The organism is Streptomyces tubbatahanensis (genome assembly GCF_022699385.1).
GTDB classification, from domain to species: Bacteria; Actinomycetota; Actinomycetes; order Streptomycetales; family Streptomycetaceae; genus Streptomyces; species Streptomyces diacarni.
In genome coordinates, this window is record NZ_CP093846.1 from 4539448 (window position 1) to 4561542 (window position 22095).

Here is a 22095-nt window from a genome sequence, read left to right on the forward strand (position 1 = left end):
GGCGGGCACCGGGCAGCAATCCCAGGCGGTGTGCCCGAGCGGCCAAAGGGAGCAGACTGTAAATCTGCCGGCTCAGCCTTCCCAGGTTCGAATCCTGGCGCCGCCACAGGAACAGAAGGGGTCCCTGACCAGTCGTGAGGCCGGTCGGGGGCCCCTTCTGCTGTGTCACCGCTCCCGGACCGCCTCCCGCCCGTGACCTCTGCGTGTGCCGACACGCTGACCTTCAGTCATCAAGAGGACTTGAGGACTCGTATGGTGAGGGCCGCACCGGTGACAGGGGATGAGCGCAGTGGCGAAGGCCTACGAGCAGATCGCTGACGACCTGAGAGAGGCCATCCGCGCAGGTGAGCTGATCCCTGGCGACAAGCTGGCGACCGAGGCGGAGCTCTCGGGGAAGTACCGGAAGACCCTCCTGACGGTCCGGCAAGCGCTCAGTCTCCTCCAGACGGAGGGGCTGATCGAGAAGCGGCACGGTCGGGGCAGCTTCGTGCGCAAGCCCCGGAAGAGGGTGACCCGCAGCAACGAGCGTCACCAGTGGGAGAAGAGCCGTGCGCTGATTTCCGACGAGGAGCGGGCCAGGACGGGGGCGACGGAGCACGACACGGGCCTGGTGATGGACGACCTGCTCTTCCACGCGTACTACCGCGAGGTGCAGGCGAGCGGCGACCTCGCGGCCGTCTTCGGCCTCACCGAGGGGACAGCTCTCATCCAGCGGAACTACCGGACGAGGTACCGCCAGGAGGATGCGCCCTTCAACCTCGTGACCAGCTACCTCGTGCGCGACCACGTTTCCGGCAACCCCAGGCTGCTCGACGACGCGAACGAACCGTGGCCCGGTGGGACCATGCACCAACTCCGCACGGTCGGCATCGAGATCGACCGCATGGAGGAGCACGTCACTGCTCGGCCGCCCACAGCGGAGGAGGCGGAAGAACTGCGCCTCCTGCCCGGGACCTCCGTGCTCGTCGTCCGGAAGGTCTCGCGCGACGTCGCGGACCGTGCGGTCGAGGTGTCGGACCTCGTGCTGCCGGGCGACCGCACCGAAATGATCTTCACCACACAGCTCGAAAGGTGGTGACCCCTCGTGGGTCGCGTCGTCGTAGTCACCGCGGTGCACGGTCCGTCGGCCTGCCACCTGTCCGACGCGTGGACGTCGCTCCGGGAGCAGGAGCTTCCCGCCGGATGGGAGTGGCGCTGGGTCGTCCAGGAGGACGGGAAGAGCGACGACGTCGCGCCCCACGTGCCCCGGGACGACCGCGTGTCGTTCGGACAGGGGCGCCCGGGCGGGCCCGGCGTCGCCAGGACGCTCGCCCTCTCCCGGGTGGGCCGGGACGTCGACCTGGTGCGCGTGCTGGACGCCGACGACATGCTGACCCCCGGCGCGCTGAGCCGGGACGTCCGTGTCCTGGCCTCGCGTCCGCACCTCGGCTGGACCACCGCGCGGGTGCTCGATCTGCTGCCCGACGGCTCGAGAGTCGGTTTCGACCAGGACCCGCCCGAGGGGGTCGTCGAACGCGGCGCGGTCCTGGAGCACTGGCAGGCGCACGACTACAGGGCACAGGTGCATCCCGCGTCCCTGTGCGTCCGCCGGGACCTCCTCACCGCGCTCGGCGGGTGGACCGCGCTGCCGGCCTCCGAGGACACCGGTCTCCTGCTGGCCCTCAACGCCGTCGCGGAGGGCTGGTTCCACGGCGAGGCCGGTCTCCTCTACCGGAAGTGGCCGGGCCAGGCCACGAGCCGGCCGGACCATACCGAGACGGTGGAACGGAACGCGCGCATGGCCGTCGTGGAGGCCAGGGCGAAGGCGCTGGGCCGTATGCGCTGGCAGTATCCGGGAGGCGAGTAGGCGGCCACGGGGCCGAGCCTCGGAAAACCGCGGGGGCGGCCTCGGAGAACCCGGGCGTCGGCCTCGGAGAATCCGGGGTGGCCTCAGAGGACCTCGGCGTCGGTCCTGGAGAAGACGAGATCGCTCACTTCGGGCAGTGGGCCGTGCCACCGCCGAGGCGGGTGCGGTGCGTGGAGGGCCGTCGGATAGCTGCCTGGCCGGTAGCTGTTCGGGAGGCGGTAGGCGTGGAAGCCGTACCCGCGCATCGTACGGAGCAACTCCGCGGCGTCGTCCCCGAGCTGGGCCATGCGAGCGGGAGCCACCTCGACCGCTATCTCCGCGTCCGGGCGGAGTCGGCCGAGTACGGGCTCCAGGCCACGGACGGCAGCCCCTTCGCCGCCCTCGACGTCAATCTTGATCACACGGGCTCTCTCGATCTCGTCCGACCGCAGCAGCCGCGCCAACGGCTCGGCGTCCGCCTCGAAGGAGGACGCCGCCGGCCCGTCCCACGGAACCGCGCTGTTGGCACCCAGGTTGCGTGATGACGCGAGCGTGAAGCGGAGCGTCTGGCGCTCGGCGGCGACCGCGGCGTTCACGGCGCGCACGTTGGTGCAGTGGTTGAGCCGAAGGTTGCGCAGGGCCTGACGGTGGAACTGCGGGGAGGCTTCCAACGCGGTGACCGCACCGGTTCTTCCGACCAGCCGTGAGGCGAGGACGCTGAAGTAGCCGATGTTGGCTCCCACGTCGACGAAACCGTCTCCGGGGCGCAGCCGACGCGTGAGCCAACGCGTCATGTGCGGCTCCCACACGCCGAACAGGTAGAGGTAGCGCTGGATGAGGTCCTCGGTGTCCACCTCGAAGGCCGCGCCCGTCCGAGTCGTCACGGTGCGGCGGACCGGCCGTTGGGCGAAGTGCTCGTTCAGCAGGCGGGAGAGGGGTGGCTTCTCCAGACGGCCAGGGGCGTACCGCACGTACCACCGTGCTGCCTCTGCCAGGAACTCCGCGGCCCGTTTCCCCATCCGGGAACGATAGCCCCGCAAACGGGAACCAGAGCCCTGCGGCGTGACGACTCCCCTGTGCGGATCCCTCCGCCCCCTCCGCGCGTCAGGACGGGGGTGACGCGACAGGGCGACGCGACCGGGCTACGCGACCGGGGTGACCTGCGGGCTGCGGGCAGGACGTCACTGCCCGCAGCTGATGCTTCCGCCGAGGAGCGCCGCGGCGTTGGTCGCCGAGTCGCAGGTGGAGTTCGCCAGGCCGTTGAGGTGCGAGGTGGGGGGTGCGGGTTCGGCTGCCGCCGCAGCGGCGCCGGCTCCGCCGAGCAGGCCGGCGGCGGCCAGGGCGGAGGCCGCGAGGAGGATCCGTGCACGCATGTCGAGCTCCCTCGGTCACAGGGGGTGGGGCGCTCCATGCGATCTCCCGCTCGCGCGGGGAGCAACCCCGCTCCCTCCGACGGGTGAGAGGAACCACCCGGGGGAGGGGCGGGCGGGGCCTCGCGTTCGACGGATCCTGGCGAACGTGACGTCACGTGGGGTGGTGAACGGGGCGTGGTGAACGCGGCGTGGCGCACGTGACGTCGGGGCGGAGAACGGGATCAGCTGCCCGCCACGCCCGCGACCTCGTCGATCGCCTCCGGGATCGGCATGCGGCCGCCCACCAGTTCCAGCGTCAGGCCCGCGGTGCGCGGCTCGTCGAGCAGGGCCGTCAGGACGGCTGCGACGTCGTCTCTGGTCACCTCGGCGCGTCCGGTCTCGGGGGCCAGGTGTACGCGGCCGGTGCCGGGATCGTCGGTCAGCCGTCCGGGCCGCAGCACCGTCCAGTCCAAGTCCGTGCGGGCTCGCAGGTCGTCGTCCGCGGCACCCTTGGCGCGCAGGTAGTCGGCGAAGACGGGGTCCATGCCCTCGGGCGTGCCCGCCAGTGAGGCGTCGGCGCTCATCGCGGAGACCATCAGGTAGCGCCGTACGCCCGCGGCCTCGGCGGCGTCCGCGCACAGGACGGCCGCCCGGTGGTCCACCGTCTGCTTGCGCTCGCTGCCGCTGCCGGGGCCGGCTCCGGCGGCGAAGACGACCGCGTCGGCGCCCTCCAGGTGCCGGGCGAGCTCCTGGACGCTCGCCGACTCCAGGTCGCACACGACGGGCTCGGCGCCGGCCGCCAGCAGGTCGCTCGCCTGTTCGGGGCGGCGCACGATGCCCGCCACCCCGTCTCCGCGCCCGGCGAGCAGCCGCTCCAGCCGTAGCGCGATCTGACCGTGTCCACCAGCGATGACTGTGCGCATGCACCGACCGTACGCCCCCGGACACACCCGCTCACGGACCCCACCCCACCCTGGTGCCCCGAGCGGGTCTCGGGGGCCGGGACGTCCGGGGCTCAGCCCTGGGACTGGCGCGGCAGCCCCGGCTCGCGGGCGCCGGCCAGGTCGCAGTACTCGCGCACGGCGCTGGTCCGTGCCACCACGCGTCCGCGGTGGACGACGATCCTGCTGTAGGCGAGGGAGAGCGCCCCGGCCAGCTCCGTGGCGCGCACGGCCAGCAGTTCGGCGGGGAAGCCCGCCTCCACGCGTACCCGGGGGAGTCCCATCGCGGACCGCGCCCGCGCGCTGATCGCCTCGTAGGCCTCGTTTGGGCGGGCCTCGCCGCTGGAGGCGAGCAGGTAGGCGGCTTCGAGCGGGTCGCCTCGGCCGACCTGGTTGGCCGCGTCCCGCAGCGCTCCGCTGCCGGCCGTGACCCTGACCCCCGCTGCCGTCAGCATGCGGACGGGCGCCATCCGGGACGGCGCGGTGGGGGTGGGCCGTTCGAGGACGCCGCAGTTGCCCTGGGGGAGGGACACGACGGTCACCCCCGCGGCGGCCAGCTGTCCCGCGGCGCGCTGGGCGACCTGGTGCGGCAGCCGTGCGAGACCGCCGCAGGGGCCGATGGCGACGCGGGGGCGCAGCCCGCCGGCCGCGGCGGCGAGCCGGGCCAGCCGGGCCGGGTCGCCGCCGTCGGTGTGCAGGTCGACCGGGCAGCCGTGTTCGGCGGCGACGTCCAGGACGGCCTCCACGTAACCGCCCGGGTCGGGGTCGAGGTCGGGACAGCCGCCGACGGCCGTGGCGCCTCTCTTGACGGCGTCCCGCAGCATCGCCAGCCCCTCGGCGCCCGCGACGCCCGTCAGCAGCCGCGGTACGGCCACGGTGTGCAGGTCGACCATGCCGCTCAGCGCCCGCCCGGCCTGGAGCACCGCGTCCAGCGACCGCAGTCCGGCGACGTCGCCGATGTGCACGTGGGTGCGCAGCGCTGTGGCGCCCTGGCCGAGCTGGAGGAGGGCGGCTTCGGTGGTGCGCCGCTGGATGTCCTCGCGGGGGAGGGCGTCCGTCCCGCCGGCCGTTTCCTGGCCACCGTCCGCTGCCCTGCCCGTGGCACCGGCGGCGGTCCCGTTCGTGTCGCCCGGGCCGGCCTCGGGGTGGCGCGGGCGGGGCGGTTCGGCTGTCAGTGCCGTCAGTGCGCTGTCGTAGTGCGCGTGGGGTTCGGCGGGTGCGGGGAGCAGGAGATAGCCGGTCAGGTCGAGCCGGGTGCCGGACTCGCGGGCGCCGCCGAGGCTGCCTGCCGTGCCGACGGCCTCGATGCGTTCGCCGACGAGGCGTACGTCCACCGTGCGGCCGTCCGCGAGCCGTGCGCCGCACAGCACGAGAGAGTGGGCCGGGCGGGCGGAACGCCGGGGTGCGGCGTGGTGGAATTCGTGCCCCGTTCTCCCCGGTTCCTGCGGCTCGCTGTCGGTCATCTCCGCTCCCCCGTCCTGGCTCCCACGTCGAGGTGGGGACGAGCGTAGGACGCGTGGCCGGTGGCGGCGGGGAAGAGACGAATAGTCGTACCGGTGTGGTGTACGGGGAGGCTGGGGCGGCCGTGGTCCCAGGGCTCTCACCAGGTGGCCCAGGGCACGCGGAGGGCACCCATACCGATTTCACGTTTGGCGGCGGGACGTGTAATGTCTTCATCGCTCGCCCCAATAGCTCAGTCGGCAGAGCGTCTCCATGGTAAGGAGAAGGTCAACGGTTCGATTCCGTTTTGGGGCTCTGATGTGAGAGGTCTTCCGTCGGGAGATCACCGCATCGTGGCGGTGTAGCTCAGTCGGTAGAGCAAGCGGCTCATAATCGCTGTGTCACCGGTTCAAGTCCGGTCACCGCTACTTCACCGACAGTAGCCGGTTGTGGGGTCTGTCCTTCGATCGGCTACTCTTTTCTGCGTTCATCCGTCCGTTCGTCAAGGAGCACTCACGTGGCTGCCACAGACGTCCGCCCGAAGATCACGCTGGCCTGCGTGGAGTGCAAGGAGCGGAACTACATCACGAAGAAGAACCGGCGCAACAACCCGGACAGGCTTGAGATGAAGAAGTTCTGCCCGCGCGACAACCGGCACACCGTGCACCGCGAGACGCGCTGACTTCTTCTCCGCGCTGAGGCCGTCCCCGTCTGCCGGGGTCGGCCTCGTGCTGTGTCCGGCCCCACGGGCCCGGTCTGGGCCGGTCTCTACGGGCTCAGGCCCCCGCGGGTCCCCAGGGCGCAGCGCCTCGCCGCGTCGCCGTCGAGTCACGGCGCCGCGACACCACGACGCCCACGCCGCCAGGCCGGGCAGTCGGGAAGCCGTGAACCCGCCACCACTGCCCCAGGAGGCGCCGCCGATGGCACTCGACCAGTCCTTCGTCGGGCGGACGTACCCGCCCAGCAGGCCGTACGAGGTCGGCAGGGAGAAGATCCGCGAATTCGCGGAGGCCATCGGGGACGACAATCCGGCCTACACGGACGTCGAGGCCGCGCAGGCGCTCGGTCACCCGGACGTGATCGCACCGCCCACTTTCGTGTTCTCCCTCACCTTCCGCGAGGCGGAGCGCGTGGTGCGCGATCCGAAGCTGGGCCTGGACTGGGGCCGTGTGGTCCACGGTGACCAGAAGTTCGCCTACCGCCGTCCCGTCCGCGCGGGGGACCTGCTCTCGGTCGGTTCGACCATCGAGTCGATCAGGTCGATGGCGGGCAACGAGATTCTCGACGTCCGCGGTGACGTGCTGGACGAGGCGGGCGAGACGGTGGTCACCGTCCACTGCAAGCTGGTGGCGCGTGCGGTCGAAACGCCGGAAGGGGAGTGACCCGGATGACAGCGCGGGTCGGTTACGACGACGTGGAGCCGGGCACGGAGCTGCCCGCGCGCAGCTTCCCCGTGGACCGGGAGCGGCTGGTGCGCTACGCCGGCGCTTCGGGGGACTTCAACCCCATCCACTGGAACGAGCGGTTCGCCAAGAGCGTCGGGCTGCCCGACGTCATCGCGCACGGCATGTTCACCATGGCCGAGGCCGCCCGTGTCGTCACGGACTGGACGGGTGACCCGGGTGCGCTGGTGCAGTACGGCGTGCGGTTCACCAAACCGGTCGTCGTGCCGGACGACGACGAGGGCGCCGTCATCGAGGTGACGGGCAAGGTCGCCAAGAAGCTGGACGACGAGGCCCGCACGGTGCAGGTCGACCTGACGGTCACCAGCGCGGGCGCCAAGGTCCTGGGCATGTCCCGGGCCGTGGTGAAGCTGGCCTGAAACAGCGGCAGGCAGCCTGGTGGCCGGCCCGCGCCGTGGCGGGGCCCGCCGCAGGAGTGGGGGGCCGGTCCGTGTCGCGCGCACCCGTACTCTGGAGCGCGTGCAGGAACTCTACGTTGACCCCGGTCTCCCCACGGCCTCGCTGGCCCCGCTGACGACGCTGCGCCTCGGCGGGCCCGCCGAGCGGCTGGTCGTGGCCACCACAGACGACGAGGTGATCGCTGCGGTCCGCGAGGCGGACGACAGCGGGACGCCGCTGCTGATCATCGCGGGCGGCAGCAACCTCGTCATCGCGGACGAGGGTTTCCAGGGCACCGTCCTGCGCATCGCGACCCGCGGTTTCTCCCTGTCGGGCAGCAGCCTGGAGCTGGCCGCGGGCGAGAACTGGTCGGACGCCGTGGCCCGTACCGTCGAGGCGGGCCTGGCGGGCGTCGAGTGCCTGGCCGGCATCCCGGGCTCGGCGGGCGCCACGCCCGTGCAGAACGTCGGCGCCTACGGCCAGGAGGTCTCCAGCACCCTCACCGAGGTTGTCGCCTACGACCGGCGGGCCCGCCAGGTCGTCACCCTCACGAACGCGGAGTGCGGCTTCTCCTACCGGCACAGCCGTTTCAAGGCCGATCCGGGACGCCACGTCGTACTGCGGGTCCGTTTCGCGCTGGAGGACGCGGAGGGCCTCTCCGCGCCGATCAGGTATCCGGAGACCGCGCGGCTCCTCGGGGTGGAGGCCGGCGACCGGGTCCCCGCGGCGCGGGCGCGCGAGGCCGTGCTGCGGTTGCGGGCGGGGAAGGGCATGGTGCTCGACCCCGCCGACCACGACACCTGGTCGGCCGGCTCCTTCTTCACCAACCCGATCCTGGACGACGAGCAGTTCGCCGCCTTCGTCGACCGGGCGCGGGAGCGGCTGGGCCCCGAGGTGGCGCCGCCCGCCTTCCCCGCGGGGGAGGGGCGCACCAAGACCTCGGCCGCCTGGCTCATCGACAAGGCGGGCTTCACCAAGGGCTACGGCACCGGTCCTGCCCGGATCTCGACCAAGCACACCCTGGCGCTCACCAACCGGGGTTCGGCCACCACGGCCGACCTGCTGGCGCTGGCGCGCGAGGTGCGCGACGGGGTGCGGGACGCGTTCGGCGTCACCCTGACGAACGAGCCGGTGACGGTCGGCTGCGCCCTCTAGGCAGCCTCGGCTGCGCCCTGTAGGCGGCCCTGTAGGTGGAGGCTCCCGCGGGGCCGGGAGCCGGCGGGTTCAGTAGGCGACGCTCACGTTCCGTTTGACGGCGGCCGGGTCCGCGGCGGCGGTGAGCATCGCGTGGGCGACGTCGGCGCGCCCGATGAGGCGGCCGCCCCGCAGGTTCACCTCGTGCGCCGTGCGGTAGGTCTCCCGCAGCGGCTCGTCCCGCAGCATGGGGGGCCGCACCACCGTCCACTCCGTCGCACTGCGGTGGATGGCCTCTTCCATGACGCGCAGGTCGTCGTAGACCGGTTTGAGGAAGCGGGAGACGAGCGGCATCGCGATCCGCCGGGAGACGAACGTCTGGTCGGCCGGCTCACTCGCGAGCGGCGCCGCGCTGACGGCGACGAAGCGCGGCCGGCCCCCGTCAGGCCGGGTGCCGGCCGTCTCCAGCGCGCGCAGCACCACGTCGGTGACGCGTGCTGCGACGCCCTGACGTGCCTGCGCGTTGCTGGAGGCGCCCAGTCCGGAGAGGACCGCGTCACGGGCGGCCACGGCGGAGCCGAGGGCGGCGGGTTCGGTGAGGTCGGCGGTGACGATCTCCAGCCGCTCCCCGGCGACGGGCAGCCGTGCGGGGTCGCGGACGACGGCCGTGACGGCGTGCCCGGCATCCAGCGCCTGACGGACGATTTCCCGGCCGACGCCGCCGGTCGCGCCGAAGACGGTGAGGTGCACGGTGACTCCCAGGGGTGGGTGAGTGTTCACTTACTTCTATGGTGGGTAAGTACTCACTCTCCCGTCAAGAAGGGACCACGATGACCCCGCGGCCCACCCGGACCCGCATCCTCGACGCCGCACACGAGCTGATGCGCTCGGAAGGACTGCTGCGCACCACCACCAAGGAGATCGCCAAGGCGGCGGGCTGCTCGGAAGCGGCGCTCTACAAGCACTTCGCGAGCAAGGAGGACCTGTTCATCGGCGTACTGAGCGAGCGGCTGCCGCGGCTCGGCGCCACGCTGGAGAGGCTGCGCGGCGACCCGGGCGCGGGCACCGTCGAGGAGAACCTCGCCGAGGTCGCCCGGCACGCCGCCGTCTTCTACGCCGAGACGTTTCCCATCGCCGCCTCCCTCTTCGCCGACCGCCGCCTCAAGGACCGGCACGAGCGGGCCATGCGCGAGAGGGGCGTAGGGCCACACGTGCCGATCAGCCGGCTGGACGCCTACCTGCGCGCCGAACAGGAGACCGGCAGGGTCAGGGCGGACGCCGACACCTACTCCGCCGCCGCACTGCTGATGGGCGCCTGCGCGCACCGCGCCTTCGCCTACGGAGCCGTGGACGGGCCGCCCGTTCCGCTGGAGGACTTCGCGGCCACGCTCGCGCGCACCGTGCTGGACGGCATCGGCTGAGCGCCCCGGCAGGACGGGTGCCGGGCGGCGGCGCCCGCCCTCACGCCACGGGCGCCAGCCAGGCGTCGATGTCCGCCAGCACCCCGGCGCGTACGTCCTCGGGCATCGAGGCGCCCCGTACCGACTGGCGGGCCAGCTCGGCGAGTTCGGCGTCCGTGAAGGCGTGCGCGCGGCGCACGAGGTCGTACTGCGCGGCCAGCCGTGAGCCGAACAGCAGCGGGTCGTCGGCGCCCAGGGCCATCGGCACCCCGGCGTCCCACAGCGCCCGCACGGGTACGTCCTCGGCCTTGTCGTAGACGCCCAGCGCCACGTTGGAGGCCGGGCAGACCTCGCAGGTCACCCGGCGCTCGGCGAGCCGGGACAGCAGCCAGGGGTCCTCCGCGGCGCGCACGCCGTGGCCCACGCGGGAGGCGCGCAGATCGTCCAGGCAGTCGCGGACGCTGCCGGGACCCGACAACTCGCCCCCGTGCGGCGCGGCCAGCAGCCCGCCGTCCCTGGCGATGCCGAAAGCGCGGTCGAAGTCGCGGGCGAAGCCGCGCCGTTCGTCGTTCGACAGGCCGAAGCCGACGATGCCGCGGTCCGCGTACCGCACCGCCAGGCGCGCGAGCGTACGGGCCTCCAGCGGGTGCTTCATGCGGTTGGCTGCCACCACCACGCGCATGCCGAGCCCGGTCTCGCGCGAGGCCGTCTCCACCGCGTCCAGGATGATCTCCAGCGCGGGGGAGAGGCCGCCGAGCCGCGGCGCGTAGGAGGTCGGGTCGACCTGGATCTCCAGCCAGCGCGAGCCGTCCCGCACGTCCTCCTGGGCGGCCTCCCGCACCAGCCGCTGGATGTCCTCCGGCGCGCGCAGACAGGAGCGGGCGATGTCGTAGAGCCGCTGGAAGCGGAACCAGCCGCGCTCGTCCGTCGCCCGCAGCCGGGGAGGCTCACCGCCCTTGAGCGCGTCCGGCAGGTGCACGCCGTACTTGTCGGCCAGCTCCAGCAGCGTGGAGGGCCGCATCGACCCGGTGAAGTGCAGGTGCAGGTGGGCTTTGGGCAGTGCGCGCGTGTCCCGCTCTCCGGAAGAGTGCAACATCCCAAGATCCTGCCGTACTGAGGCGGCTGACCGGTAGCGGGTTCCCCGAAGGGGACGTCTCGAACGAAGAGCCGGGTGCGGCGGAGCGGGCGCCGGCGGGCGCCGGAGCGATACCCGAAAGCGTGAGCGGGCCGGGGCGCCGTGCCCCGACCCGCTCACGCGGTGTGCTCGCTGCGAGTGCGCGTCAGTCCCGCGCCTCGGCCAGCAGCTTCTGGATCCGCGAGACACCCTCCACCAGGTCGTCGTCGCCCAGCGCGTAGGAGAGCCGCAGGTAGCCGGGGGTGCCGAACGCCTCGCCCGGGACGACCGCCACCTCCACCTCCTCCAGGATCAGCGCGGCCAGCTCGACCGAGGTGGCGGCACGCTTGCCGCGGATCTCCTTGCCCAGCAGGGCCTTCACCGACGGGTACGCGTAGAAGGCGCCCTCCGGCTCGGGGCAGACCACGCCGTCGATCTCGTTCAGCATCCGCACGATGGTGCGGCGGCGGCGGTCGAAGGCGGTGCGCATCTCGGCGACGGCCTCCAGACCGCCCGAGACGGCGGCCAGCGCGGCGGCCTGCGAGACGTTGCTGACGTTGGAGGTGGCGTGCGACTGGAGGTTCGTCGCTGCCTTGACCACGTCCTGCGGACCGACGACCCAGCCCACGCGCCAGCCCGTCATGGCGTACGTCTTGGCCACGCCGTTGACGATCACGCACTTGTCGCGCAGCTCGGGCACCACCACGGGCAGCGAGGAGAACTCCGCGTCCCCGTAGACCAGGTGCTCGTAGATCTCGTCGGTGAGCACCCACAGCCCGTGCTCCAGCGCCCAGCGGCCGATCTCCTCGACCTGGGCGCGCGGGTAGACGGCGCCGGTCGGGTTGGACGGCGAGACGAACAGCACGACCTTCGTCTTCTCGGTGCGCGCGGCCTCCAACTGCTCGACGCTCACCCGGTATCCGGTCGTCTCGTCGGCGGTGACCTCGACCGGGACGCCGCCCGCCAGCCGGATCGACTCCGGGTAGGTCGTCCAGTACGGGGCCGGCACGATGACCTCGTCGCCCGGGTCGAGCAGCGCGGCGAACGCCTCGTAGATCGCCTGCTTGCCGCCGTTGGTGACCAGTACCTGCGACGCCTCGATCCGGTACCCGGAGTCGCGGAGCGTCTTGTCGGCGATGGCGGACTTCAGTTCGGGGAGTCCGCCCGCGGGGGAGTAGCGGTGGTTCTTCGGGTCGCGCGCGGCGGCCACGGCGGCCTCGACGATGTAGTCGGGCGTCGGGAAGTCGGGCTCGCCGGCGCCGAACCCGATCACCGGGCGCCCGGCGGCCTTCAGCGCCTTGGCCTTGGCGTCCACGGCCAGCGTGGCGGACTCGGAGATCGCGCTGATACGCGCCGACAGGCGGCGCTCGGACGGTGGCTGTGCAGGGGGAGTCGCTGCGGTCATACAGGGCATGTAACCAGACCCGCCCGAGCCGCGGCACAGCGGTTTGACGGGCGCGGGAGGCGATCTTGTCCGCGGCGGCGACGGATCGTGTTCGACGCCGGGACGCTGAGCACGTACACTCACACGTCGTTGGCCTTCGACCTGTCGATCACAGTGCGTTGCCGGTACACACGCCGCGCGACCGCGTGGATGCGGTAGGTTGAGGGAAACAACAAAGGGTCGTAGCTCAATTGGTAGAGCACTGGTCTCCAAAACCAGCGGTTGGGGGTTCGAGTCCCTCCGGCCCTGCTACACACACGTCGCCAAGGTGTGTGCGTGCGTACGTGTTGCAGCGACTGAATGCACTGACATTGCACCGCCGTGCGGCCGGGCCGGACGCCGCAGGGCAACGACCCGGATCAGGTGAGGACGAGTGACGGAGATCACGGATACCACCGAGGTCCCCGAGCCCGGAGGGTCGTCCGAGGGCAAGAAGCCCCGTAAGGGCGGAAAGCGGGCGAAGAAGGGGCCTCTGGCTCGCCTCGCCCTCTTCTACCGGCAGATCGTCGCGGAGCTTCGCAAGGTCGTCTGGCCGACGCGGCAGCAGCTCTCCACGTACACGAGCGTGGTGATCGTCTTCGTCGTCATCATCATCGCCCTGGTGTTCGTGATTGACTATGGGCTGACCGAAGTCATGAAACACGTCTTCGGCTGACCACCCGCGCGAAGCCCCCTCCGCGGGGGCTTTCCGCATGTTCGACCCCTTGAAGTCAGGAAGAAGCAGCCACCGTGTCTGAGCCGAACATGAACGATGCCGTCGAGCCCGAAGCGGGCGACGACACGGCGCGCGACATCGTCGAGGCGGCGGACAGCAGCGTCGACCGGGCGGAAGCCGCCGAGGCCGCTGCCGGTGAGCCCGCCGAGGTGGCCGCCGTCCGTGACGAGGACGACGGCGCGGCCCTGCCGGCCGACGACGTGACCGCGGCCGAGGCCGCCGGCGACGTCGCCGCCGAGGACGCCGACGACTCCGAGGACGCCGACGCCGACGACTCCGAGGCAGCGGCCGCCGCGGGCCAGGAGGCCGCCGAGGCCGCCGAGGAGGAGACGGTCGACCCGGTCGCCCAGCTCCGCGAGGAGCTGCGCTTCCTGCCGGGCGACTGGTACGTCATCCACACCTACGCGGGCTACGAGAAGCGCGTGAAGGCCAACCTGGAGCAGCGCGCCGTCTCGCTGAACGTCGAGGACTTCATCTACCAGGCCGAGGTCCCCGAGGAAGAGATCGTCCAGATCAAGAACGGCGAGCGCAAGAACGTCCGGCAGAACAAGCTGCCCGGCTACGTGCTCGTCCGGATGGACCTGACCAACGAGTCCTGGGGCGTCGTGCGCAACACCCCGGGCGTCACCGGCTTCGTCGGCAACGCCTACGACCCCTACCCGCTCACCCTCGACGAGATCGTCAAGATGCTCGCCCCCGAGGCCGAGGAGAAGGCCGCCAAGGCCGCCGCGGCCGACGAGGAGGGCAAGCCCGCGGGCACGCCAGGCCGCAAGGTCGAGGTCCAGGTGCTCGACTTCGAGGTGGGCGACTCGGTCACCGTCACCGACGGTCCGTTCGCCACCCTCCAGGCGACGATCAACGAGATCAACGCCGACTCGAAGAAGGTCAAGGGCCTCGTCGAGATCTTCGGCCGCGAGACCCCGGTCGAGCTGAGCTTCGACCAGATCCAGAAGAACTGACCGTCGGCCCGCCTCGCGGGCCGGTGGAACAACCAGCTTCCGGACAGGTCAGGAAGGGCGCTCAGCCCCTTCCTGACCTGCTCGGTTTCGAGCCGCGGAACGGTACCGGCTATCGTTGTGCGGTATGCCTCCGCCCGGGTGAAGGGCGGAGGGATGAATCACTCTCACCAGGACCCGGAGAGAAGCATGCCTCCCAAGAAGAAGAAGGTCGCGGGGCTGATCAAGCTCCAGATCCAGGCCGGCGCGGCCAACCCGGCTCCGCCGGTCGGCCCGGCGCTGGGTCAGCACGGCGTCAACATCATGGAGTTCTGCAAGGCGTACAACGCCGCGACCGAGTCGCAGCGCGGCTGGGTCATCCCGGTGGAGATCACGGTCTACGAGGACCGCTCCTTCACCTTCATCACCAAGACCCCGCCGGCCGCGAAGATGATCCTCAAGGCCGCGGGCGTGGAGAAGGGCTCCGGCACTCCGCACACCACCAAGGTCGCCAAGATCACCCGCGACCAGGTGCGCGAGATCGCCACCACCAAGATGCCCGACCTCAACGCCAACGACCTGGACCAGGCGGAGAAGATCATCGCCGGTACCGCCCGTTCCATGGGCGTCACGGTCGAGGGCTGACCCCCACCCTTTCCTTCCCGTGGCAGGGCCAGGCGCTGGCCCGCACCACGACTCCATACCGTCAGGAGCAGCAGTGAAGCGCAGCAAGACCCTCCGCGCGGCGGACGAGAAGATCGACAGGACGCGGCAGTACGCGCCCCTGGAGGCCGTCCGTCTCGCCAAGGAGACCTCCACGCAGAAGTTCGACGCGACCGTCGAGGTCGCCATGCGCCTGGGCGTCGACCCGCGCAAGGCCGACCAGATGGTCCGCGGCACCGTCAACCTCCCGCACGGCACCGGTAAGACCGCCCGGGTCCTGGTCTTCGCGACCGGCGACCGTGCTGCGGCGGCGGAGGCCGCGGGTGCCGACATCGTCGGCTCCGACGAACTGATCGAGGAGGTCGCAGGCGGCCGGCTCGACTTCGACGCCGTCGTCGCGACCCCGGACCTGATGGGCAAGGTCGGCCGCCTCGGCCGCGTGCTCGGTCCGCGTGGTCTGATGCCGAACCCGAAGACCGGCACCGTCACCCCGGATGTCGCCAAGGCCGTCACCGACATCAAGGGCGGCAAGATCGAGTTCCGTGTCGACAAGCACGCCAACCTGCACTTCATCATCGGCAAGGCGTCCTTCGGCGAGCAGCAGCTCGTGGAGAACTACGCCGCCGCTCTGGAGGAGATCAGCAGGCTGAAGCCCGCCGCGGCGAAGGGCCGGTACATCAAGAAGGCCTCCTTCACCACCACGATGGGCCCGGGCATCCCGGTCGACCCGAACCGCACCCGCAACCTCCTCGTCGAGGAGGACCCGGCCGCGGTCTGATCCGCGACCGGCCCGCAGGCGCCACAGCACAGGCCGGTGCCCGCCCCTCACCCGGGGCGGGCACCGGCCTTCGCCGTTGGCGGGTCCCGCGGTTCAGCGCTCCGCGGAGGCGGAACCCGTTCCCCCACTCCGGTCGTCTCTGCCGTCGCATTAGGTTCCGATAAAGAGCGGGCCCCACGGGTCCGTGCACGGACGAACAGGGGGAGTTCCATGCGCAGCACGCGGATAGCGGCCGTGGCGGCGGGCGTCGCACTGATGACGGGCCTGACGGCCTGCGGCAGCGAGAAGGCCGACGGCGGGGGCGGGGGCGGGGACGAGGCGAAGGGCGGCGGCTCGGCTGTGCAGGGCGCCCTGGCGGCGCTGAAGAGGGCCTCGACGGCCACGGAGGAGAAGAACTCCGCGAAGGCCAGCGGGGTGCAGAAGCAGAGCGCTGTGCCGGGGAAGACGCTGAGGGTCAAGACGGAGGGCGCCTTTGACTGGTCCTCCGGCGGCATCCAGGGCGAGGCGCAGGTGACCGTCGCCGGACGGCAGTCCGAGGTCCGGTACCTGTCCGACGGGATGTACATGAAGTCTGCGAAGCAGACCGGCGGCAAGCCGTGGTCGAAGATCGACTACGACGAGCTCGCCAAGCAGGGCCCCTCCGGCGCGCTGATGAAGGACCAGGCGCAGAACAACAACCCGGCCCGCTCCGTACAGCTGCTGCTGGCGAGCGGCAAGGTCAAGGCCATGGGCGAGGAGACCGTGCGCGGCAAGAAGACCACGCACTACACCGGCACTCTCACCCTCTCCGAGTTGGTGCGGATGCAGTCCAAGGATCTGTCGGAGTCGGACAAGAAGGCGCTGGAGAAGCAGTTCAAGCAGGCCGGCCTGGAGAAGGAGAAGATCGATCTGTGGATCGATGAGGACGACCTGCTGGTCAAGAAGCGCGAGGTGGCCAAGACCGCGAAGGGCACCGGGTCCGACGGCACGGTCTACTACTCGGACTATGGCACCGAGGTCGACGTCCAGGCTCCGCCGGCCTCTCAGGTCAGCAGCCAGGGACCGGGCGCGGGCGCGGCCCGCAGCTGACGGGAAACCGGGCGCGGGCCGGGGCTGCCTCGTCGGCCCGGGAAGCCGGATTTGGCGCTCCCGGGCCCGCTCGCGTACTCTCGTGTGCGAAGCCAAAGACCGCTGGTCGTCGTCGTGCGCGCTCAGAGCGCCGGTGGCCGAAGGATCCGCTCGCTGCGGACGACCCGCGCAGGTGACTTGAGGAACACACTCCCGACGTGCCGTGTGCGTGTCGGTCGAGTCGACGCCCCACGCGCCTGCGCTGGGGCGTTCGTCGTGTTCAGCCCCTTCCGAGCGGTCCTCATCACCGGAAGGAGGCCGAGGCTCATGGCGAGGGAACAGGTCGCGCCTGACAAGATCGCAGCCGTCGACGAGATCACGAACAAGTTCCGTGACTCGAACGCCGCTGTGGTCACCGCGTACACCGGACTCTCCGTGGCCCAGCTCAAGCAGCTGCGCCGTGCGCTCGGTGACAACGCTCAGTACCGTGTGGTGAAGAACACGCTGACCAAGATCGCGGCCAACGAGGCCGGGATCAACGAGCTGGACGAGTTCCTGACGGGCTCTTCGGCTGTCGCCTTCGTGACCGGTGACCCGGTCGAGGCGGCGAAGGGTCTTCGTGACTTCGCCAAGGAGAACCCCGCCCTCGTGATCAAGGGCGGCATCGTCGACGGTGCCCTGTACGCCGCCGACGACCTGAACAAGCTCGCGGACGTCGAGTCCCGCGAGGTGCTGCTCGCCAAGCTGGCCGGTGGCATGAAGGCGTCCATGGCCAAGGCCGCGGCGACCTTCCAGGCCCCGCTCTCGAAGTTCGTCCGCACCGCGGACGCGCTTCGCAGCAAGGTCGAAGAGCAGGGCGGTGCCGACACCACGGCTCCCGCCGAGGCCGAGGCCGAGTAGTCCGCTCCGCCCCCGACGGGGGCAGGCGCAGACGCTCCGCACCCGGTCGCAGCGGGCCGTAAGCCCGCCGACACATCGATACGGCACCAGCCGACTAAGTGGAAGGACCCGCAACCATGGCGAAGCTCAGCCAGGACGAACTGCTCTCCCAGTTCGAGGAGATGACCCTGATCGAGCTCTCCGACTTCGTGAAGAAGTTCGAGGAGAAGTTCGACGTCGAGGCCGCCGCCCCGGCCGCCGCCGTCGTGCAGGCCCCGGCGCAGGGTGGTGGCGGCGAGGCCGCCGCCGAGGAGCAGGACGAGTTCGACGTCATCCTGACCGGTGCCGGCGACAAGAAGATCCAGGTCATCAAGGTCGTGCGTGAGCTGACCTCGCTGGGTCTCAAGGAGGCCAAGGAGCTCGTGGACGGCACCCCGAAGCCGGTCCTCGAGAAGGTCGCCAAGGACGCCGCCGACAAGGCCAAGGAGTCCCTCGAGGGCGCCGGCGCCTCGGTCGAGGTCAAGTGACCCACGGCTCGGCGGGCCTGGGGCCCGCCGAGTCATCGCGGTACACCGTCCGCCACCCCGCGGGGGGAGGCGGACAAACGGAGGGCGATCACCCAGACGGGTGGTCGCCCTTCGGCGTTGCCGGACGGTCGCACCGTGTGCCGGTGGTGGCGGGTATGGTGATCTTCGTTGCTCCTGGGGGCCTTGACGAACGGCACACAGCGCGCAATTCTCGGGACGCGTCGTCACACTGATCCGGTTTCCGAGGCATGGATCGAGGACGAAGCGGGAAGTGTTGCGGCAGGCACGCAGCACCGCAGCCGAGCACATCCGTCCCGGCGAATCGAGGCCGCCGGGGGCGGGGGCGGAACGAGAAGAACAATCAACAGGAGGTGGAGACCGGGGCGTGAGCCGGTTTCCTGTCATCCGTATTGGACATCAGTGGGTCATGTGGCTACACTGACCCTTTGCGCTGCCTATTAGCTGCCCCCTGCCCGTCACCAGGGGTGCCGGTATGCGTGTAGAGAGTCCGAGCCCTCGGAAGGACCCCCTCTTGGCCGCCTCGCGCACTGCCTCGACTGCCAATTCGAACAACGGCGCCAGCACTGCCCCGCTGCGTATCTCTTTTGCGAAGATCAAGGAACCGCTGGAGGTTCCGAACCTTCTCGCGCTCCAGACCGAGAGCTTCGACTGGCTGCTCGGCAACGACGCCTGGAAGGGACGCGTCGAGGCTGCGCTGGACAGTGGACAGGATGTTCCCACCAAGTCCGGTCTGGAGGAGATCTTCGAGGAGATCTCCCCGATCGAGGACTTCTCCGGCTCGATGTCGCTGACGTTCCGCGACCACCGCTTCGAGCCCCCGAAGAACTCCATCGACGAGTGCAAGGAGCGCGACTTCACCTACGCCGCGCCGCTCTTCGTCACGGCGGAGTTCACCAACAACGAAACCGGTGAGATCAAGTCCCAGACGGTCTTCATGGGCGACTTCCCGCTCATGACCGACAAGGGCACCTTCGTGATCAACGGCACCGAGCGTGTCGTCGTCACGCAGCTCGTCCGCTCGCCGGGCGCCTACTTCGACAGCTCCATCGACAAGACGTCCGACAAGGACATCTACTCCGCCAAGATCATCCCGTCCCGGGGTGCCTGGCTGGAGATGGAGGTCGACAAGCGCGACATGGTCGGTGTGCGCATCGACCGCAAGCGCAAGCAGTCCGTCACCGTGCTGCTCAAGGCGCTCGGGTGGACGAACGAGCAGATTCTCGAGGAGTTCGGCCAGTACGAGTCGATGCGCGCCACCCTGGAGAAGGACCACACCCAGGGCCAGGACGACGCGCTGCTCGACATCTACCGCAAGCTGCGTCCTGGCGAGCCGCCGACGCGCGAGGCCGCGCAGACGCTGCTGGAGAACCTCTACTTCAACCCGAAGCGCTACGACCTGGCCAAGGTCGGCCGGTACAAGATCAACAAGAAGCTCGGCGGCGAGGAGCCGCTGAACTCCGGCGTGCTCACCAGCGCCGACATCATCGCCACGATCAAGTACCTGGTGAAGCTGCACGCCGGTGAGACCGAGTCGACCTCAGCCGAGGGCGACACGATCATCATCGAGACCGACGACATCGACCACTTCGGCAACCGCCGTCTGCGCAACGTCGGCGAGCTGATCCAAAACCAGGTCCGCACCGGTCTCGCCCGTATGGAGCGCGTCGTCCGCGAGCGGATGACCACGCAGGACGTCGAGGCGATCACGCCGCAGACGCTGATCAACATCCGGCCGGTCGTCGCCTCCATCAAGGAGTTCTTCGGCACCAGCCAGCTGTCGCAGTTCATGGACCAGACGAACCCGATCTCGGGTCTCACCCACAAGCGCCGCCTCAACGCGCTGGGCCCGGGTGGTCTCAGCCGTGAGCGGGCCGGCTTCGAGGTCCGTGACGTGCACCCCTCGCACTACGGCCGGATGTGCCCGATCGAGACGCCGGAAGGCCCGAACATCGGCCTGATCGGCTCGCTCGCCTCCTACGGCCGCGTGAACGCGTTCGGCTTCGTCGAGACGCCGTACCGCAAGGTGGTCGGCGGTGTCGTCAGCGACGAGGCGCACTACCTCACCGCCGACGAGGAGGACCGCTTCGTGATCGCCCAGGCGAACGCGCCCCTCACCGAGGAGATGCGCTTCGCCGAGGACCGGGTCCTCGTCCGCCGCCGTGGCGGCGAGGTCGACCTGATCCCGGGTGACGAGGTGGACTACATGGACGTCTCGCCGCGCCAGATGGTGTCGGTCGCGACGGCCATGATCCCCTTCCTGGAGCACGACGACGCCAACCGCGCCCTGATGGGCTCGAACATGATGCGGCAGGCCGTGCCGCTCATCAAGGCCGAGTCGCCGCTGGTGGGCACCGGCATGGAGTACCGCTGCGCGGTCGACGCCGGTGACGTCATCAAGGCCGAGAAGGACGGTGTCGTCCAGGAGGTCTCCGCCGACTACGTCACGGTGGCCAACGACGACGGCACCTACACCACCTACCGCGTCGCCAAGTTCACCCGCTCCAACCAGGGCACCTCCTTCAACCAGAAGGTGCTGGTGGACGAGGGCGCCCGCGTCATCGAGGGCCAGGTGCTGGCCGACGGCCCGTCCACCGACGAGGGTGAGATGGCGCTCGGCAAGAACCTGCTCGTGGCGTTCATGCCGTGGGAGGGCTACAACTACGAGGACGCGATCATCCTCAGCCAGCGGCTGGTGCAGGACGACGTCCTCTCCTCGATCCACATCGAGGAGCACGAGGTCGACGCCCGTGACACCAAGCTGGGCCCCGAGGAGATCACCCGGGACATCCCGAACGTCTCCGAGGAGGTCCTGGCCGACCTCGACGAGCGCGGCATCATCCGCATCGGCGCCGAGGTCGAGGCGGGCGACATCCTCGTCGGCAAGGTCACCCCGAAGGGTGAGACCGAGCTGACCCCCGAGGAGCGGCTGCTGCGCGCGATCTTCGGCGAGAAGGCGCGCGAGGTCCGTGACACCTCGCTGAAGGTGCCGCACGGCGAGACCGGCAAGGTCATCGGCGTGCGCGTCTTCGACCGCGAGGAGGGCGACGAGCTGCCTCCGGGCGTCAACCAGCTGGTGCGCGTCTACGTCGCGCAGAAGCGCAAGATCACCGACGGTGACAAGCTCGCGGGCCGGCACGGCAACAAGGGCGTCATCTCCAAGATCCTGCCGGTCGAGGACATGCCGTTCCTGGAGGACGGCACCCCGGTCGACATCATCCTCAACCCGCTGGGTGTCCCCTCCCGGATGAACCCGGGCCAGGTCCTGGAGATCCACCTGGGCTGGCTGGCCTCCCAGGGCTGGAAGGTCGAGGGCTCCGAGGAGTGGATGGAGCGGCTGAAGGCGATCGGCGCCGACGAGGTGGCGCCGAAGACCAACGTGGCCACGCCGGTCTTCGACGGTGCCCGCGAGGACGAGATCGCCGGTCTGTTCGAGTCCACGATGCCCAACCGCGACGGTGACCGCATGGTCCAGCCGTCCGGCAAGGCGCAGCTGTTCGACGGCCGCTCCGGCGAGCCGTTCCCGGACCCGATCTCCGTCGGCTACATGTACATCCTCAAGCTGCACCACCTGGTCGACGACAAGCTGCACGCGCGGTCGACCGGTCCGTACAGCATGATCACCCAGCAGCCGCTGGGTGGTAAGGCCCAGTTCGGTGGCCAGCGCTTCGGTGAGATGGAGGTGTGGGCCCTGGAGGCGTACGGCGCCGCGTACGCGCTGCAGGAGCTGCTCACCATCAAGTCCGACGACGTCACCGGACGCGTGAAGGTCTACGAGGCCATCGTCAAGGGCGAGAACATCCCCGAGCCGGGTATCCCCGAGTCCTTCAAGGTGCTCATCAAGGAGATGCAGTCGCTCTGCCTCAACGTCGAGGTGCTGTCGTCGGACGGCATGTCGATCGAGATGCGCGACACCGACGAGGACGTCTTCCGCGCGGCGGAGGAGCTCGGAATCGACCTGTCCCGGCGCGAGCCGAGCAGCGTCGAAGAGGTCTGACGGAGTCGGCCGGGGCGCGCGCCCGCGTCCCGGCCCTCCCCGCGA

General features: G+C 70.5%; 22 protein-coding genes and 4 tRNA genes. 19 read left to right on the forward strand and 7 right to left on the reverse strand.

The window, feature by feature from the left end; genetic code table 11:
• Positions 1 to 24 precede the first annotated feature (24 nt).
• From MMF93_RS19515 to MMF93_RS19525, 3 genes are all read left to right on the forward strand, one after another.
• Positions 25 to 106, forward strand: a tRNA-Tyr gene (locus MMF93_RS19515).
• A 183-nt stretch (positions 107 to 289) separates the two neighbouring features.
• Positions 290 to 1078 carry a GntR family transcriptional regulator gene (locus MMF93_RS19520; protein WP_242757665.1) on the forward strand — a complete coding sequence of 263 codons (789 nt, stop codon included), beginning with the start codon at positions 290 to 292 and terminating at the stop codon, positions 1076 to 1078.
• A gap of 6 nt (positions 1079 to 1084) precedes the next feature.
• Positions 1085 to 1846: a glycosyltransferase family 2 protein gene (locus MMF93_RS19525; protein WP_242753320.1), complete on the forward strand. Its 762-nt coding sequence runs from the start codon at positions 1085 to 1087 to the stop codon at positions 1844 to 1846.
• Between the two features lie 83 nt (positions 1847 to 1929).
• On the opposite strand, the gene MMF93_RS19530 is transcribed toward MMF93_RS19525, so the two are convergent.
• From MMF93_RS19530 to MMF93_RS19545, 4 genes are all read right to left on the reverse strand, one after another.
• Complete coding sequence (locus MMF93_RS19530) at positions 1930 to 2844, reverse strand: FkbM family methyltransferase (RefSeq protein ID WP_242753322.1); 915 nt, start codon at positions 2842 to 2844, stop codon at positions 1930 to 1932.
• Between the two features lie 162 nt (positions 2845 to 3006).
• On the reverse strand, positions 3007 to 3198 hold the full coding sequence (locus MMF93_RS19535) for a hypothetical protein (protein WP_242753324.1): 192 nt from the start codon (positions 3196 to 3198) through the stop codon (positions 3007 to 3009).
• A 221-nt stretch (positions 3199 to 3419) separates the two neighbouring features.
• Entirely contained in the window at positions 3420 to 4100 is a 681-nt protein-coding gene (locus tag MMF93_RS19540; RefSeq protein WP_242753326.1) for an SDR family oxidoreductase, read from the reverse strand.
• A 92-nt stretch (positions 4101 to 4192) separates the two neighbouring features.
• Entirely contained in the window at positions 4193 to 5581 is a 1389-nt protein-coding gene (locus MMF93_RS19545; protein ID WP_242753328.1) for an amidohydrolase family protein, read from the reverse strand.
• Positions 5582 to 5800: 219 nt separating this feature from the next.
• Here MMF93_RS19545 and MMF93_RS19550 point away from each other — a divergent pair.
• The 6 genes from MMF93_RS19550 to MMF93_RS19575 all read left to right on the forward strand — a co-directional run bounded on the left by MMF93_RS19550 (position 5801) and on the right by MMF93_RS19575 (position 8554).
• Positions 5801 to 5873 (forward strand) — tRNA-Thr (locus MMF93_RS19550).
• 40 nt (positions 5874 to 5913) lie between these two features.
• Positions 5914 to 5986: transfer RNA gene (locus tag MMF93_RS19555), tRNA-Met, on the forward strand.
• An 89-nt stretch (positions 5987 to 6075) separates the two neighbouring features.
• A complete protein-coding gene (gene rpmG, locus MMF93_RS19560; protein ID WP_019354206.1) occupies positions 6076 to 6240 on the forward strand; it encodes a 50S ribosomal protein L33 in 165 nt (54 codons plus the stop codon).
• Between the two features lie 238 nt (positions 6241 to 6478).
• On the forward strand, positions 6479 to 6940 hold the full coding sequence (locus MMF93_RS19565; protein ID WP_242753336.1) for a MaoC family dehydratase N-terminal domain-containing protein: 462 nt from the start codon (positions 6479 to 6481) through the stop codon (positions 6938 to 6940).
• 5 nt (positions 6941 to 6945) lie between these two features.
• On the forward strand, positions 6946 to 7380 hold the full coding sequence (locus MMF93_RS19570) for a MaoC family dehydratase (RefSeq protein WP_242753338.1): 435 nt from the start codon (positions 6946 to 6948) through the stop codon (positions 7378 to 7380).
• Positions 7381 to 7480: 100 nt separating this feature from the next.
• Positions 7481 to 8554: a UDP-N-acetylmuramate dehydrogenase gene (locus MMF93_RS19575; protein ID WP_242753342.1), complete on the forward strand. Its 1074-nt coding sequence runs from the start codon at positions 7481 to 7483 to the stop codon at positions 8552 to 8554.
• A 69-nt stretch (positions 8555 to 8623) separates the two neighbouring features.
• On the opposite strand, the gene MMF93_RS19580 is transcribed toward MMF93_RS19575, so the two are convergent.
• The gene (locus MMF93_RS19580) at positions 8624 to 9283 is read right to left on the reverse strand and encodes an NAD(P)-dependent oxidoreductase (RefSeq protein WP_242757666.1); all 660 of its coding nucleotides are present in this window, start codon (positions 9281 to 9283) and stop codon (positions 8624 to 8626) included.
• A gap of 80 nt (positions 9284 to 9363) precedes the next feature.
• Between MMF93_RS19580 and MMF93_RS19585 the strand changes: the two genes are divergently transcribed.
• Positions 9364 to 9954 carry a TetR/AcrR family transcriptional regulator gene (locus MMF93_RS19585; RefSeq protein WP_242753343.1) on the forward strand — a complete coding sequence of 197 codons (591 nt, stop codon included), beginning with the start codon at positions 9364 to 9366 and terminating at the stop codon, positions 9952 to 9954.
• Between the two features lie 40 nt (positions 9955 to 9994).
• On the opposite strand, the gene MMF93_RS19590 is transcribed toward MMF93_RS19585, so the two are convergent.
• Together MMF93_RS19590 and MMF93_RS19595 are read right to left on the reverse strand one after the other, a co-directional pair.
• Positions 9995 to 11029, reverse strand: a complete 1035-nt coding sequence (locus tag MMF93_RS19590) for an adenosine deaminase (RefSeq protein WP_242753345.1) — start codon at positions 11027 to 11029, stop codon at positions 9995 to 9997.
• A 184-nt stretch (positions 11030 to 11213) separates the two neighbouring features.
• On the reverse strand, positions 11214 to 12452 hold the full coding sequence (locus MMF93_RS19595; protein WP_242753347.1) for a pyridoxal phosphate-dependent aminotransferase: 1239 nt from the start codon (positions 12450 to 12452) through the stop codon (positions 11214 to 11216).
• A 215-nt stretch (positions 12453 to 12667) separates the two neighbouring features.
• On the opposite strand from MMF93_RS19595, the gene MMF93_RS19600 reads away from it, so the two are divergent.
• The 9 genes from MMF93_RS19600 (at position 12668) to rpoB (ending at position 22050) form a co-directional block, all read left to right on the forward strand.
• Positions 12668 to 12740 (forward strand) — tRNA-Trp (locus MMF93_RS19600).
• Positions 12741 to 12864: 124 nt separating this feature from the next.
• Positions 12865 to 13146: a preprotein translocase subunit SecE gene (gene secE, locus MMF93_RS19605; protein ID WP_114018869.1), complete on the forward strand. Its 282-nt coding sequence runs from the start codon at positions 12865 to 12867 to the stop codon at positions 13144 to 13146.
• A 74-nt stretch (positions 13147 to 13220) separates the two neighbouring features.
• Entirely contained in the window at positions 13221 to 14165 is a 945-nt protein-coding gene (nusG, locus tag MMF93_RS19610; protein WP_242753349.1) for a transcription termination/antitermination protein NusG, read from the forward strand.
• A gap of 186 nt (positions 14166 to 14351) precedes the next feature.
• The gene (gene rplK, locus MMF93_RS19615) at positions 14352 to 14786 is read left to right on the forward strand and encodes a 50S ribosomal protein L11 (RefSeq protein WP_114018871.1); all 435 of its coding nucleotides are present in this window, start codon (positions 14352 to 14354) and stop codon (positions 14784 to 14786) included.
• A 73-nt stretch (positions 14787 to 14859) separates the two neighbouring features.
• Complete coding sequence (rplA, locus tag MMF93_RS19620; RefSeq protein ID WP_242753351.1) at positions 14860 to 15582, forward strand: 50S ribosomal protein L1; 723 nt, start codon at positions 14860 to 14862, stop codon at positions 15580 to 15582.
• A 210-nt stretch (positions 15583 to 15792) separates the two neighbouring features.
• Positions 15793 to 16650 carry an SCO4651 family lipoprotein gene (locus MMF93_RS19625; RefSeq protein WP_242753356.1) on the forward strand — a complete coding sequence of 286 codons (858 nt, stop codon included), beginning with the start codon at positions 15793 to 15795 and terminating at the stop codon, positions 16648 to 16650.
• Between the two features lie 306 nt (positions 16651 to 16956).
• Positions 16957 to 17529: a 50S ribosomal protein L10 gene (gene rplJ, locus MMF93_RS19630; protein ID WP_114023500.1), complete on the forward strand. Its 573-nt coding sequence runs from the start codon at positions 16957 to 16959 to the stop codon at positions 17527 to 17529.
• A 116-nt stretch (positions 17530 to 17645) separates the two neighbouring features.
• On the forward strand, positions 17646 to 18035 hold the full coding sequence (gene rplL / locus MMF93_RS19635) for a 50S ribosomal protein L7/L12 (RefSeq protein WP_242753357.1): 390 nt from the start codon (positions 17646 to 17648) through the stop codon (positions 18033 to 18035).
• A gap of 532 nt (positions 18036 to 18567) precedes the next feature.
• Positions 18568 to 22050, forward strand: a complete 3483-nt coding sequence (gene rpoB / locus MMF93_RS19640) for a DNA-directed RNA polymerase subunit beta (protein ID WP_242753358.1) — start codon at positions 18568 to 18570, stop codon at positions 22048 to 22050.
• Positions 22051 to 22095 lie beyond the last annotated feature (45 nt).

Coding starts and splice junctions, on each gene's coding strand:
- MMF93_RS19530 (WP_242753322.1), bottom strand. CDS start 2,844: ATGGGGAAACGGGCCGCGGAGTTCCTGGCAGAGGCAGCACGGTGGTAC.
- MMF93_RS19535 (WP_242753324.1), bottom strand. CDS start 3,198: ATGCGTGCACGGATCCTCCTCGCGGCCTCCGCCCTGGCCGCCGCCGGC.
- MMF93_RS19540 (WP_242753326.1), bottom strand. CDS start 4,100: ATGCGCACAGTCATCGCTGGTGGACACGGTCAGATCGCGCTACGGCTG.
- MMF93_RS19545 (WP_242753328.1), bottom strand. CDS start 5,581: ATGACCGACAGCGAGCCGCAGGAACCGGGGAGAACGGGGCACGAATTC.
- MMF93_RS19565 (WP_242753336.1), top strand. CDS start 6,479: ATGGCACTCGACCAGTCCTTCGTCGGGCGGACGTACCCGCCCAGCAGG.
- MMF93_RS19570 (WP_242753338.1), top strand. CDS start 6,946: ATGACAGCGCGGGTCGGTTACGACGACGTGGAGCCGGGCACGGAGCTG.
- MMF93_RS19585 (WP_242753343.1), top strand. CDS start 9,364: ATGACCCCGCGGCCCACCCGGACCCGCATCCTCGACGCCGCACACGAG.
- MMF93_RS19590 (WP_242753345.1), bottom strand. CDS start 11,029: ATGTTGCACTCTTCCGGAGAGCGGGACACGCGCGCACTGCCCAAAGCC.
- MMF93_RS19595 (WP_242753347.1), bottom strand. CDS start 12,452: ATGACCGCAGCGACTCCCCCTGCACAGCCACCGTCCGAGCGCCGCCTG.
- rplK (WP_114018871.1), top strand. CDS start 14,352: ATGCCTCCCAAGAAGAAGAAGGTCGCGGGGCTGATCAAGCTCCAGATC.
- MMF93_RS19625 (WP_242753356.1), top strand. CDS start 15,793: ATGCGCAGCACGCGGATAGCGGCCGTGGCGGCGGGCGTCGCACTGATG.
- rplJ (WP_114023500.1), top strand. CDS start 16,957: ATGGCGAGGGAACAGGTCGCGCCTGACAAGATCGCAGCCGTCGACGAG.
- rplL (WP_242753357.1), top strand. CDS start 17,646: ATGGCGAAGCTCAGCCAGGACGAACTGCTCTCCCAGTTCGAGGAGATG.